This window comes from Streptomyces sp. ActVer (assembly GCF_027270795.1).
Classification (GTDB): Bacteria; Actinomycetota; Actinomycetes; order Streptomycetales; family Streptomycetaceae; genus Streptomyces; species Streptomyces umbrinus_A.
Window position 1 is genome coordinate 1 of record NZ_JAPWHT010000292.1, and the last position, 13164, is coordinate 13164.

The following is a 13164-nucleotide window of genomic DNA, read 5'->3' on the forward strand; positions in this document are numbered from 1 at the left end:
CCTCGGCGAGCGGCAGCGCGGCGGCGTACTGCGCCCGCAGCCGCCGCTCGGCGGAGGAACTGGCGTACCGCCGCAGCCGCGGACCCGCGAGGGCGTCCTGAGCATGGTCGAGCGCGGCGGTGAGGGCGGCCCGCCGGGCCCCGGCCTGCTCGCCGCCGACAGCGGCGAGCAACTCGGCGATGGCGTCGTAGACGTCCGCCACGGCCACCCGCTCCCCGTCGAACCGGAAGTCGTGGGCGAGGGCACCGGGCGTGGGCAGCGCAAGCCGCAGCGCGATCAGCCAGGCGGCTCCGGCCAGGAAGAACAGCGCCCGCTGCCATCCGGGTTCGGGCAGTGGCATCCCGGCCCCGATGGCGGCGGCGACGAGCAGTTGGGTACCGGCCCCGGAGGACACGGGCCCCACGGCGCTCACGGCCCCGGCGAGCAGGCCGAGCGCGGTGAGTATCAGGGTCAGCGGAACAGCCCCGAGGCCCTCCCCCGCATACGTACCGACGACGAGCCCCGCGGCCCCGGCGAGCCCGGGCACCCCGATGCGATGCACGGCGGTGCGCCGGCTCCCGGGCCTGTCGTTGATCCCGGCGAGCATGGCTCCCAGGGCGGCCATGACCCCGACGGACTCCTGCCCGACGAGCACGGCCGCGAGCAGCAGCGGCCCGGCGGCGAGTGCCCCGCGCACTACGGCATTCCACGGCACGGGCCCCCTTTGCGCACGCAGGGCATGCGTGAGCCAGGGCGGCAGGGCAACGGAGAAAACGCGCGGCGCGGGCACGGGGCTCCTGTCGGGACGAGGGCGGTTGCGGATGGCATGCCTTCGGGCGACGTCGGCCTGGGCGGTGGTGCTTACGGTAGGTCGGGTTCCTGGAGGGTATGGGGTCTACACGTTTCGGCGATGTGACGATTGTCGTAGTGGCCGCGTTCTTTATGTACGCAATCGGGGGCGGGCCGGGTGCACGTCTTCCAGGGGTGACCTGGGCGGCCCCGCCCGCGCAAAGAGGAGCGGCCTCATCCGCGCGCGAACAGGTGCAGCGCCGGAGGCGGCCCCGAACGGGAGCGGGCCCGGAGGCGTAGCCGGCCCCCGAGCCCTGTGATGCCACCCATGTCGCACACCGGCACGCTTGAGAACTCAGGTCAGTGTTATGTCGCCGCGTCCTGCCTTTGGACCACCGCACATCGAGCTGTGCGGGCCGGACTTGAACCGGCATTTCGACGCCCGGAGCCTGAGCCCGGTCGATCCGGCGATCGGCGGCGAATGCTGAGTCTGGAGCAATAGTCTGAGATTGATCGCGGTCTGCCTCTGCCAGTTGGGCTACCGCGGCGCGAGACACCGTGTACGACTTGTACGGGTGCCGAGTTGGTGCCGCGGGGAGGACTCGAACCTCCACTGGAACCGCGCAGTCACGACAAGCTTCAGTTTCAGCTTGCGCTCCTCGCGCACCCCGGTCGCAGTGGACCGGGGAGTCTTCGAGGCTACCCGAACAGGTAGCCGAACACGGCGTCTCCGACGCGCTGGTCGGTGACGTCGGCGCCGTTCGCCTCTTCCCGGGCGAACTTGACGGCCTGCTGCATCTTCTCGACGCGGTCGAGCAGCTCGTTGACGCGCCGCGCGGGAAGGGCACCGGAGAACTTCACCGTCGTCCAGTACCCGACGGGGATGTCCTCGTAGTACACCTCGACCTGCGCCGGATGCTTGTCGGTCGCCTCCGCCTTCACGTGGTTGCGCGGGACCTTCTTCGTACGCAGCGTCCTGACCGGCTCGGTCTTCCACGCGTCGGCCGACGGGTCCTGCACCCACGACTCGGAGGCGTCGAGCACGGGCAGCTTCCGCACGAAGGTGTTGAGATCGGTGAGCTGCTTCTCCAGGAAGAGCAGATAGGACACCGGAACGTCGGCGACGAGCACGCGCCCGTCGACCTTGATGTCCGCGCGGGCCGTGCAGTTGGCCCAGTCCTTGGTGGCGGTCACGTCGAACAGCCGGGTCAGCGTGGCCGCGGTGTCCCGCAGCACGTCCTCGGCCTGCACCTGCACCCGAGTCGACTCGGGCGGCAACTGCTCACCCTCCTCGTCCTTGGGCTGATACGTACGCGAGATTCCGGCCAGCAACGCCGGCTTCTGCAGCCCGTGATGAGCAGCCGTCAGGTCCTGATGAGACTTGGACTTGATGCCCTTCTCTACCGCGATGATCTGATTGAGTTTCGCCACGTCGGTGACGGTAGCAGTGTCAACTTGACGTTTTCCAAGGGTTATTCGGCGTCCATGGTGGAACCGTCCGATTGCGGTCCCGTCCGTTCGAAGAGTGTCCGGGTCGCCGCGATGGCCAGAAGCAACGGGTTCGCGCCCGGGTCCGTGGACAGCGAGCCGATGACGTCGTCGACGCCCCGCAACCCCGCCCGCTCCAGCAACCGCTTCTCGTTCGTCACCCACTCCCCCCGTCCCGCCAGCACCGCGTGCGCGGCCTGCATGGCGGCCGTGGCGATGGCGCCCGCGGTCTCCGTGCGGCGGCCGTTCGGGGCGTGGTTGGCCTTGGCGTAGGCGAGGGTCATGAGGGCGGTGTCGTGCCAGCGGGTGTGGGCGGTGTGGCGGAGCTTCTCCGGGTAGGCCGCCGGTCGGGGCAGGCTGCCGTGGAGCACCTCGTTGATGGCCAGTTCGGCGACCAGCAGGTAGCTGGGGATTCCGGCGAGGTGGAAGAGCAGCGGTTCGACGTGGAAGCGGCCCTCCTCCGCCTCCGCCAGCTCGTGTTCGACGACGTCGAGGTCGCGGTAGTGGACGTCGACGCGGCGGCCGTCAATCGTCAGCCATGCACCGCCGTTGAAGACGCCGCCTCCCCAGCCGCCGATCTCGGAGACCTCGCCCTCCCAGCCGATGGCGCGGAGGGCGGCGGGAGTGAAGTCGCCGTGGTAGTAGACGGCCAGGTCCCAGTCGCTGGCGGACGTGTGCGTGCCCTGGGCCCGGGAGCCGCCGAGGGCCACTGCCCGGACCGCCGGGAGCGCGGCCAGGCGGCCGGTGACGGTGTCGAGGAAAGCACGGTCGTTCACGGGCGGTCACTCGCAGAGTTGTTGCTCAAGGTTTGTTGCTCACAGGGCTGTTGGTCACGGGGCTGTTGGTCATGAGGCTGTTGGTCACCGGGACGGGGCGTCATCCGCGAGGCGGTCGCCCAAGCCCGGGGCGCTCATCACATGCGTCGCTCCGGGCCGCGCTCCTGAAGGGCGCGTCACGGTCGCCTCGGGGGCAGTCCGATCGTCACGCCGCCGCCGACCGTGTGCGCCTGGACCACGACGCTGTGCTGCACGCCGCCGCTGATGGTGTTGTGGACGGATCCCGGGGCGGGGGCCGTGGAGGGCGGGGTCAACTCGTCCAGCAAGGCGCGGAGTTCGGCGGCAGCCTCAGGGTCGTCGCGCAGGGTGCGCCGGAGCCGGGTGCGCCACGACGCCTGGACGTCCGCCGCGGCCCCCTCGTCGTCGGCGTCCCGCGCGGCGACGAGATCGGCCCGCGACTCCTCCAACTCGCCCACGACGTCCTCTTCGTCCCGCCCTCGCGAGAAGAGAACGACGACCCGGTCCCGTACGTTCGCCCAGCCGTCGGTCACCATCTGCTGCACGAGCGCCGTCGCCCCGGCCGCCGCCAGCGCCGCCAACTCCGCTTCCATCGGGCCCCCTTCATCTCAGGGTATGGATTCCCACGGTAGCCGGACCGACCGACAACGCCCCCGCACAGCACCCGAGGAATCCCCTGCGGGGCCTGCCCCTAGGGAGTACGGCGATCACCAACTCGATCTGTTCCTGGACCGCTTCGGCCCTCCGACCGGACTCGGCGGCGTCTGCCAGCCGGCTCAGTTCCTCGCGCAGCCCACGGTGGATCAGGACCCCGCCGATGTCGTCAGGCTGCGGATTCGGGTGTGGCCGCGGATCCGGCTGCGGATTCGGATCTGGCCGCGATCGTTCCGACGTCATGGTCGCCTCCGTCCGCCGTGTGGTCTCCGTCGAGGCGTACGGAAGCCATCCCTAGCGGGCGCGGAGCGGTCACGCGAGGCGGCTCGTTTGGGGCGTGCAGGGCGGGTGGGTCGCGCATCGGCGCGTGCGGTCCGGTCGTCCGGCCGAAGGTGTGGGAGCTGTGCCGGACATCGACTGCCGGGGCTCCTGAGGCGGCGCGCTTCGGGGTCCTCGTACGCCGTCCGGCCGTTTCCGTGTGCGCCAGGACCGGTCCGTCCCGTACGCAAGGCCGGGCGGGCGCTCCGGTGGGAGTGATCCCGAACGCCCGCGCGCGGCGGACGTATTGCGTACGGGGAGGGCGGCACGGGAGCCGGCACTGCGGGGGTACCCGGAGGTACCCCCACGGACGCCCGCGGCACTCGGCGTTGCTGTTCAGCCGGTGCCCGCCGCGGCCTTTCGCAGCTTCGCGAGCTCCCCGTACATCACGTCGCCCGGGCACTCCGTCGACAGCCAGTCGCGGTGGCCACTGATCTCGTTGACGTCCTTCGTGGTGCCGTTGATGGGGTTGGTGTACGTGACCTGGGCCTGGGGGTCGACCCCGTGGAAGCGGGTCAGGGCGCGGACCAGGCTGGTGAGGGACGCGCGGGCGGCGTCGGTCGGGCCCTGTTCCATCAGGTTGCCGAGGAGGGCGATGCCGAGGTTCCCCGAGTTGAAGCCGCCCACGTGGAAGGCGGTGACGAGCTTGCCGTCGGCGTCGTGGGCCGCGACGCCGTCGTCACCCGAGTAACGGCCTTCGTAGACGTTGCCCTTGTCGTCGATGAGGAAGTGGTAGCCGATGTCGCCCCAGTCGTTCGTGATCGCGTGGAGCTGGTAGATCGCGCGCACCGTGGCGGCCGGGTCCGGGTCGTCGTTGGCGGTGGCGGTGTGGTGGACCGTGAGCGTCTGGAACGGGTAGTACGCCGTAGGCGTGTTCTCCGTGCCGTCCGGCTTGAAGCGGAGCTTCTCGTCCGCGCCCCAGGCCGCCCGCGAGAGGTAGGCGACACCGCGCACCCGGGTCGTGTCCGCCGGAACAGCCACCTTGCGGGCCGGGCCCTCCGTCGTGTCGATGGCCAGCGAACGCAGCCCGGTGGCCCCGTCCGGCGCCTTCAGCTCGTAGCCCGCGGCCCGGTCGACGGGGATGAGCAGCGCGCCGCCGTTGCTGTCCGAACAGCCGTTGCCGCTCAGGGACTTCCAGGCTCCCTTGCCTCCGTCGGCGTCGGTCAGCCGGATGCCACCGCCGGTGGCCTCGCGGGTGCCGGCCCAGCGAACGCCCACGTAACCGATGGGAAAGGCGGCCTCGACAGGCGCCTCGCCCGTGGCCTCCTTGGCGCGGGTCTTCGGGAAGGTCTCGGAGGTCGTACCGGGCTCGGCGTCGGTGGTGTCCGAACCGGCCGCGTCCGAGGTGGTGTTGGCCATCACGACGGGGGTGAGCGCGGCGCCCGCCGCGACCGCGCCCGCCGCACCGATCAGCCCGCGCCGCGTGACGCGGGACCGGGCACGGTGTGACGCGGGAGCGGGAGAAGAGGGGGGAGGGGTGGGGTTGGTGGGGGGAACAGTCATGGGGCTTCCTTAGGTGTTCCTGGTCGTTCCTGACGGCGGCGGGGCGTACGGGCCCACACGCCAGCCATGCTTGAAGACTCAACGGAGCATAAGGGGTCCGGTTACCGGCCCTGTCCGCGCCCCTCGATAAAATCCCCGGATGCACTCCTCCCCCTCCCCCTCCTCCCCCGCACGTCTCGTCCATGAATTTCATCTGGCCTTCGGACTCGACGCCCGCACGACACCCACGGAGGTCTCCCCGGAACTCGCGGCCCATCGCGGTGAGTTGCTGGCCGAGGAGGCCGCCGAGGTGGCGGAGGTCGCCGTCGCCGGTCCGCTCGACCGGCTGGCGCACGAGCTCGCGGACGTCGTGTACGTCGCGTACGGCACCGCGCTCGTGCACGGCATCGACCTCGACGCGGTGATCGCCGAGATCCATCGCGCCAACATGACGAAGCTGGGACCCGACGGGCGGGTCAGCCGCCGGGCCGACGGCAAGGTCCTCAAGGGGGACCACTACCGGGCTCCGGACGTGTCGGACGTGCTGCGAAATCAGGGCTGGGAGCCTCGGTCCACCGCCTGAGCGGCTCGGCCCGTCGGCCGGGGAAATCGCCGCGCACGGTGATCGACACGTACACGCAACGCTCGGGAAAACACCGCTTCCTACGGTCGGCGGGCGAGCGCCGATCACCGACCCGCAAGGAGCCGTGCCACCCGTGAAGATCGCCCACCGTACAACCGCCCTGCTCTGTTCGTTCGCCGTGGCCGCGGGAGTCTCGCTGGCAGGTGCGAGCGCCCATGCCGAGGAGAAGAAGGACCTGCCCGAAGTGGCGGTGATCGGCACGGGCGGGACCATCTCCGGCGTCAGCACGAACCGCGTCTCGTTCCAGGACTACCAGTCGGGGAAGCTCGCGATCTCCAAGATGGTGGACGAGTTGCGGCCGGAGGTGAACGGGCTGGCCGAGGTGACGACCGAGCAGTTCGGAAACAAGGGGTCGAGCGGCTACTCCATCGCGGACTACCGCAAGCTCACCGCATCCGTGGACGCCGCGCTGAAGAAGAACGACGCCGTCGTGGTCACCACCGGTACGGACACGATGGAGGAGTTCGCGTACTGGCTCGACCTGACCGTGCGCAGCGACAAGCCGGTCGTCCTCACGGGGTCGATGCGGCCGTGGACCGTCATCGGCACGGACGCGCCGGCCAACCTCTACAACGCCATCAAGCTCGCCGCGAGCCGTAAGACCAAGTGCTACGGGACCGTCGTCATGCTCAACGACGAGATCCAGGCGGCCCGGGAGGTCCGCAAGACCAACGCACTGCGCATGGACACCTTCGAGAGCGGGCGTTCCGGGGTGCTCGGCGCCGTCGACCAGGACAACATCCGGCTCAACCGGGCACCGGCCCGCGTCCAGAAATGCGGCAAGAGCGCCTGGCGTACGCCCTTCGACCTGGACCGGATCGTCGGCAAGGCGAGTGCCAAGGAGAGCAAGCCACTGCCGAAGGTGGAGATCGCGTACTCGTACCAGGACGCGGGCGGCGAGGCGATCAAGGCGTACGCGGACGGCGGCGCCAAGGGGGTCGTGACGGCGGGCACGGGCGCCGGGGGCATATCGCCCGCGATGTCGACCGCGCGGACGGACGCGGTGAAGAAGGGGGTGACGTTCGCGTCGACCACCCGCACCGGATCGGGCGCGGTGTACGGCACCACCGGCACCACCGGCGTCATCGGAGCCGAGGACCTGAGCCCGCAGAAGGCCCGGCTGTTGCTGCTCCTGTCGCTCGCGGGGACGAAGGACGAGAAGCTGATACGGGAGTGGTTCGCGACCCTGGGGACGGCCCAGTTCACCACCAGGTGACAGCCGAGTTCACGACCAGATGACGACCGGGTCGGCCAGCAGGTGAAGGCCGAGTCGGCCACCAGGTGACCGTCGGCTGCGGCCGGTGACACCTCGCGGGGGATCCGCGGTGGATATTCGGATGCGGCCCCGCCGGGCGGGGCCGCATCATCGGCGGGCTGTCCTTCGACATCCACCGATTGCCTCGACGTCCACCGATCCGTCCGCGGGAGGCCACCCATGCTGAAGCGCGTCACCGTCCCCACCCTCTTCAAGCCGCCCACCTACTCCCACGCCTCCGTCGTCGAGGCGGGCACGCGTCTCGCCTTCCTCGCCGGTTCCGTGCCCCTCAACGCCGACGGCGAGCTCGTCGGCCCGGGCGATCCCGTACGGCAGGCCGAGCGGGTGATCGCGAACCTGGGCGAGCAACTCCGTTCGCTCGGCAGCGACTTCGAGCACGTCGCGTACACCGATGTGTATGTCGTGAGCAGTGACCCAGCGGTGCTCTCCGAGGTGTGGGACGTCGTGGAGGCCTCCCTCCTCAGCGTCGGCCCGCACTCCTCCACCCTCCTCGGCATCGCATGTCTGGGCTACACCGGCCAGCTCGTGGAGATCACGGCCACGGCCGTGGTCCCGGCCTAGAGTCCCCCCATGCTGATCGAACACCGCGGGCAGCGCCCCGTCGTCCCGGCCTCCGCGTACGTCGCGCCGACCGCCGTCCTCTGCGGCGCGGTCACCCTCGGCGAACACGCCCGTGTACTGCACGGCGCCGTGCTCACCGCGGAGGACGGGGAGGTGAGGACCGGCGACCACGTCGCCGTCATGGAGAACGCCCTCGTACGGGGACGGCGACGTCACCCGGTGCTCATCGGAAACGCCGTACTCATCGGACCGCACGCCCACGTCAACGGCGCCCGGATCGAGGACGAGGTCTTCGTGGCCACCGGAGCCTCCGCCTTCCCCGGAGCCGTCGCGGGCGCCGGTTCGGAACTGCGGATCAACAGCGTGCTGCACGCCAACTCGATCCTGCCGCCCGGCTCGGTCGTACCCATCGGATGGATCGCCGCCGGCGCCCCGGAAGCCCAGCTCTTCGCACCTGGCCAGCACGATGAACTGTGGCAGGTGCAAAGGGAGTTGGACTTCCCGGGCACGGTGTACGGCGTCCCGCGCGGGACCTCCATGCGGGACATCATGGCCCGGCAGACGGACCACTTCGCCGTGCACCTCGACGACCGCGTCCTCGACGACCACCCCTCGACCGACTGACGTCCCGGCCCGGACCGGCGCGCCCCACACGTGCCGGGCCCGTTCAACCGCGGGCGTTCCGGGCCAGCCCCAGCGCGTACGACGGCCACCACTGCCCGGCGGCCGGTCCGCCCCGGCAGGTGCCGTCGGACTCGCCCGGGCGCTTGATCCACAGGTAGGCGTCGATCAGCGGGGAGCCGGTGGCGGTGGTCGGCGGTGTTCCCAGGGCCCTGCCCGGCGGATTGCACCAGGAATCGGTGCCGGTGTAGGGCCCGTTGCCGTTACGGCTCGTGTCGATCACGAAGTGCTTGCCGCCGAGAGCCGCCGACAGCCGATTCCCGTACGCCGAACTGGCCGCGTCCGTCTGGAAGTTGGAGACGTTCAGCGCGAAGCCATCGGCGCGGGCGATGCCCGACTGCGTGAGCGGCTCGACCAGTCGCGAAGTGGCCGGCAGCCAGGCGGAGTTGCCCGCGTCGAGGTAGACACGGGTACCGGGCTGCCGCTTGAGGCGGTCCACGGCGTACGCCAGCAGCGCGTACCGCTCCTCGGCCACGACCGAGACGCAGCCCGCCACCGCCTGCGCCACGGCGTCCGGCTCGACGATCACGTACGCGTCCCGGTCGCCGAGCCCCGCCGCGAAGTCGTCGACCCACTTCCGGTAGCCCGCGGCGTTCCAGGCCCCGCCTCCCGAGTACGAACCGCAGTCGCGGTGCGGGATGTAGTACGCGACCAGTACGGCCGTACGGCCCTGTCGTGCGGCAGCGGCGGTGCGGGCCCGTACCACTGCCCGGGACGCGGGCCCGTTGAGCCACTCGGCCTGGGGACGAGTGGCGATCCGGTCCATGAGCAGGGCGTCCGCGGTCCGTCCCGCAAGGCGCCATTCGGCGGCCTGCAGGGCGGCACGGGACCGGGGATCGACCCAGAAGGACTCCACAGGACCGGGCCCCCTCACCTGCGGCTCGCCCCGCCCGGCCGGACCGACACCCAACACTCCGCGCGCGCCGGATGCCTCACGCGCACCCGAAGTCCCGGCACCCCACACACCCGCCGAGGCGGCGACCACCAGAGCGGCCAGCGCGACAGCGGCCACCCGAAACCGGAACCGACCCCCGGGACGGTCCCGGCCCCGGCCACCAGTGAACAACCGGACACGGGCACGGGCACGGCTGGCACAGGAACGGGTGCCACGGGCGAACAACCGAACACGGGCACCCGTACCAGCGACCACGACCGACTCCGTTCCCACCGCCGGAGGCAACGGCGGCGACTCCTCCGCGGGGCACCGCCCACGTACCGGCGCCGCTCCCCCGGAGTCTGCGGTCAGCCACGCCAGGCCACCCCGTTCGCCGCTCGGGGGCGGAGAGAATCACTCCGACGGCGGCCCCCAAGTACGCCGCTTCGGCAGGGGCTTGGCATAGCTCCCCGCCCGGCTCGTCGTCAGCCCCAGTGACACCAGCGACTCGGCGAGTTTCACAGCCGCGCCCACCCCGTCGACGACCGGCAGCCCCAGCTTGTCCCCCACCGCCCGCTGCAGCCCGGTCATCCCGGCGCACCCGAGCACCAGGACCTCGGCACCCGCGTCCCGGGCGCGCTCGGCGGCGGCCACGAAGGCCGCTTCCGTGCGCTCCGAGTCGCCGAGGTCGAGGACGCCGAGCCCGGTGCCCACGACGGCGGCACAGTGCTGGGCCACCCCGGCCCCGTACAGGCTGTCCTCGATCTGCCCCGCCGACCGCTCCAGCGTGGTGACGACGCCGTACCGCCGCCCGAGCAGACACGCGAGATGGGCCGCCGCCTCGGTGATGTCGACGACGGGTACGTCCACGAGTTCCCGTACGCCCTCGCGCCCGTGCTCCCCGAAGCCGGCCATGACGACGGCGTCGTACGGACCCTCGTACGTCCGCAGGGTGTCGATCACGGCGGCCGCCGAGAGATAGCTGTCGAGCCAGCCCTCGGCGGACTCGGGTCCCCAGGCGGGGGTGAGTCCGAGCACGGTGGTGCCCGGGCCTGCCGCGGCCCGGGCACCTCGCACGATCTCCTCGGTCATCCCCTGCGTCGTGTTGCAGTTGGTGACGACGATCCGCACGCTCAGCCCTCCACGGGAGCCGAAGTCGGAGCCGGCGCCGGCTCGGTGGCAGGGGCCGCGGCGCGCTCGGAGCGGCACAGGAGCGCGTACAGTCCGGCGGCCAGCGCCGTCCCGATGAACCACGAGTACGGGGCGACCTCGCTGAAGGTCGTCACGAGGGCGAGCACCGCCGAGACCGCCGCAGCGGGCAGGAACGCCCACAGGGCCTTGGGGTTGACGCCCTTGCGGTAGTAGTAGCGCGATCCGGGCTCGGCGTTGAAGAGCTCGTTCACGTCGATGCGGCCGTGCTTGACCCAGAAGTAGTCGAGCATGATCACACCGAACAGCGGGCCGAGGAAGGCGCCGAGACCGCCGAGGAAGTACTGGACGACGGTGGGGTTGGAGAAGAGGTTCCACGGGGTCACCACCAGCGCGGCCACCGTGCTGATCAGGCCGCCGACCTTGAAGGTGATCTTCTGCGGCCAGACGTTGGCCAGGTCGTACGCGGGCGAGACGAAGTTGGCGACGATGTTGACGCCCATGGTGGCGATGGCGAAGGTCAGCGCGCCCAGCACCAGGACCCAGGTGTTGCCGATCTCGGCGACGAGGTGGGCCGGGTCGGTGATCGCCTTGCCGAACACCTCCAGTGAGCCGGCCGTCACGATGACCGACACGATCACGAAGGCGGTCGAGTTGATGGGCAGGCCCCAGAAGTTGCCGCGCTTGACCGTCCTGTAGTCGGGCGCGAAGCGCGAGAAGTCGCAGAAGTTGAGCATCAGCGTGCCGTACGTGGCGAGGATCAGCCCGATCGCGCCGAACCACTGGCGCCACTGCTCACCGACGGAGACCGGGTTCGGAGTCGTCGTGAGCGAGATGGTCCAGCCGGCCTTGGCGAGGATCCAGATCGCGAGGGCGATCATGACGAGCCAGATGGCCGGACCGCAGAAGTCCTGGAACTTCCGTACGGACTCCATGCCCTGGCTGATGATGAGCGCCTGGAGCAGCCACAGCGAGAGGAAGGACACCCAGCCGAGGGCGTCGAGGCCGAGGAAGGAGCTGCGGGTCCAGGACTCCAGGCCCGGCCAGGCCGCGAGCAGCATGATGTTGACGGCGACGGAGGCCAGGTAGGTCTGGATGCCGTACCACATGATGGCGATGACGGCCCTGATCAGGGCCGGGATATTGGCGCCCCAGACACCGAAACTGATGCGGCTGATCACGGGGAAGGGCACGCCGTGGCTCTGCCCGATCCTCCCCATCCAGTTCATGCCGACGTAGATGAGCACGAAGCCGACGAGCAGGGACGTGAAGATCTGCCAGACGTTCATGCCGAGGACCAGCAGGCCCGCCGCGAACGTGTAGTTGCCGAGGTTGTGGACGTCGGACATCCACATGGCGAAGAGGTCGAAGACCTTCCAGTTGCGCTTGCCCGCGGGCGCGAGGTCTTCGTTGGTGAGCCGGGGATCGGGGACGAACGCCGGCGTGCCGGTGGCTGTCGCTGGATCGGCGAGGGACACAAGGCCTCCATGAGCGAGGGGACGACGGGAGGACTGCGGGGAGTACGGATGCTGGTGCGGGGTGCGAGGAGAGTGCGGGGACGGGGGCGTGCGAGGTGGGGCATGGAGAGGGACATGGAGAGGCTGAGAGCTGAAGCCCGGGGATCAGCCACTTGCGGTTTTGGTATACCAAACTGAGGTCATGGTCTCGCCGCCGACGACATCTCGCCATGTCCGTACGGTTACAGCTCGGTAAAACCGTCCCTGGTTCGGCGAGGATGGACCCATGACAACGGTGGAACCGCTGGGGGCGGTGCGCGAGCGGGTCCTCAGCTCGCTGCGGCAGGAGATCATCGCCGGGCGGCTGCTGCCCGGCGACCGGCTGGTCGAGCGCGAGCTGGCCGAGCGGTTCGGGGTCTCCCGCGTACCGGTCCGCGAGGCGATCCGGGCCCTGGTCACCGAGGGCTTCGTCCTCTTCGAGACCCCGCGCCGCACGGTCGTACGCCGCCTGACCCCGACGGACGTCGCGGAACTCTTCGAACTGCGCGAGGCCCTTGAGGTGTACGCCACCGGGCTGGCCGCGCAGCGCGCCACCCGGGCCGATCTCGCCGAGCTGGAGGAGCTCCTCGACCGCGCCGCCGCCGCGACCCGCGCGGACGACGCGGAGGCGATCACCGACATCAACACCCGTTTCCACGACCGGATCCTGGCGATGGCCGGAAACAGCCTGCTGATCTCCGTGATGGAGCCGGTCGACGGCCGGCTGCGCTGGCTCACCCGCCAGAACGAGGAGTGGCCCCAACTCCTCGCCGAACACCGCGAGTTGTACGCCGCCATCGCCTCCGGCGACCGTGAGCGGGCCCGCGCCCATGCCCTGGCCCACGTACAGGCCAACTACCGCTCGACGGTGCGCCACCTCTTCGGCGACAGCGACACCGGCCCCAACCCCGCCTCCCATGCCAATGCTAATGCCAACTCCGGCTCCAGCTCCGGCTCCGGCTCCGGCTCCGGCTCCGGCT

Annotated in this window: 12 protein-coding genes and 1 pseudogene; 5 read left to right on the forward strand and 8 right to left on the reverse strand. The window is 70.6% G+C overall.

The genetic code is table 11. The features are described 5' to 3' along the window. The 5 genes and pseudogenes from O3Q52_RS35390 to O3Q52_RS35410 form a co-directional block, all read right to left on the reverse strand. Positions 1-769: pseudogene (locus O3Q52_RS35390) on the reverse strand (FUSC family protein); the annotation flags it as partial. A 698-nt stretch (positions 770-1467) separates the two neighbouring features. Continuing rightward, complete coding sequence (locus O3Q52_RS35395; protein WP_269652725.1) at positions 1468-2199, reverse strand: hypothetical protein; 732 nt, start codon at positions 2197-2199, stop codon at positions 1468-1470. A gap of 41 nt (positions 2200-2240) precedes the next feature. Further along, on the reverse strand, positions 2241-3032 hold the full coding sequence (locus tag O3Q52_RS35400; protein WP_269652726.1) for a nucleotidyltransferase domain-containing protein: 792 nt from the start codon (positions 3030-3032) through the stop codon (positions 2241-2243). 176 nt (positions 3033-3208) lie between these two features. Next, complete coding sequence (locus tag O3Q52_RS35405) at positions 3209-3643, reverse strand: hypothetical protein (protein ID WP_269652727.1); 435 nt, start codon at positions 3641-3643, stop codon at positions 3209-3211. Positions 3644-4358: 715 nt separating this feature from the next. Next, positions 4359-5525, reverse strand: coding sequence for a peptidoglycan recognition family protein (locus O3Q52_RS35410; RefSeq protein ID WP_269652728.1), 1167 nt, complete (start codon positions 5523-5525; stop codon positions 4359-4361). Positions 5526-5664: 139 nt separating this feature from the next. On the opposite strand from O3Q52_RS35410, the gene O3Q52_RS35415 reads away from it, so the two are divergent. The 4 genes from O3Q52_RS35415 to O3Q52_RS35430 all read left to right on the forward strand — a co-directional run bounded on the left by O3Q52_RS35415 (position 5665) and on the right by O3Q52_RS35430 (position 8608). Beyond that, positions 5665-6087, forward strand: coding sequence for a MazG nucleotide pyrophosphohydrolase domain-containing protein (locus tag O3Q52_RS35415; protein WP_269652729.1), 423 nt, complete (start codon positions 5665-5667; stop codon positions 6085-6087). Positions 6088-6220: 133 nt separating this feature from the next. Further along, positions 6221-7363, forward strand: coding sequence for an asparaginase (locus O3Q52_RS35420; protein WP_269652730.1), 1143 nt, complete (start codon positions 6221-6223; stop codon positions 7361-7363). 219 nt (positions 7364-7582) lie between these two features. Further along, entirely contained in the window at positions 7583-7984 is a 402-nt protein-coding gene (locus O3Q52_RS35425) for a RidA family protein (protein WP_269652731.1), read from the forward strand. A gap of 9 nt (positions 7985-7993) precedes the next feature. Then, positions 7994-8608, forward strand: a complete 615-nt coding sequence (locus O3Q52_RS35430) for a gamma carbonic anhydrase family protein (RefSeq protein ID WP_269652732.1) — start codon at positions 7994-7996, stop codon at positions 8606-8608. A gap of 43 nt (positions 8609-8651) precedes the next feature. On the opposite strand, the gene O3Q52_RS35435 is transcribed toward O3Q52_RS35430, so the two are convergent. The 3 genes from O3Q52_RS35435 to O3Q52_RS35445 form a co-directional block, all read right to left on the reverse strand. Beyond that, positions 8652-9539 (reverse strand): glycoside hydrolase family 6 protein, encoded by an 888-nt coding sequence (locus tag O3Q52_RS35435; RefSeq protein ID WP_269652734.1) that lies wholly within the window; start codon positions 9537-9539, stop codon positions 8652-8654. A 414-nt stretch (positions 9540-9953) separates the two neighbouring features. Continuing rightward, on the reverse strand, positions 9954-10670 hold the full coding sequence (locus tag O3Q52_RS35440) for an aspartate/glutamate racemase family protein (protein ID WP_189840405.1): 717 nt from the start codon (positions 10668-10670) through the stop codon (positions 9954-9956). A gap of 2 nt (positions 10671-10672) precedes the next feature. After that, positions 10673-12166 (reverse strand): NCS1 family nucleobase:cation symporter-1, encoded by a 1494-nt coding sequence (locus O3Q52_RS35445; protein WP_269652733.1) that lies wholly within the window; start codon positions 12164-12166, stop codon positions 10673-10675. A gap of 265 nt (positions 12167-12431) precedes the next feature. Between O3Q52_RS35445 and O3Q52_RS35450 the strand changes: the two genes are divergently transcribed. Next, positions 12432-13164 (forward strand): GntR family transcriptional regulator (locus tag O3Q52_RS35450; RefSeq protein ID WP_332112974.1); only part of this gene is annotated, 733 nt, incomplete at its 3' end.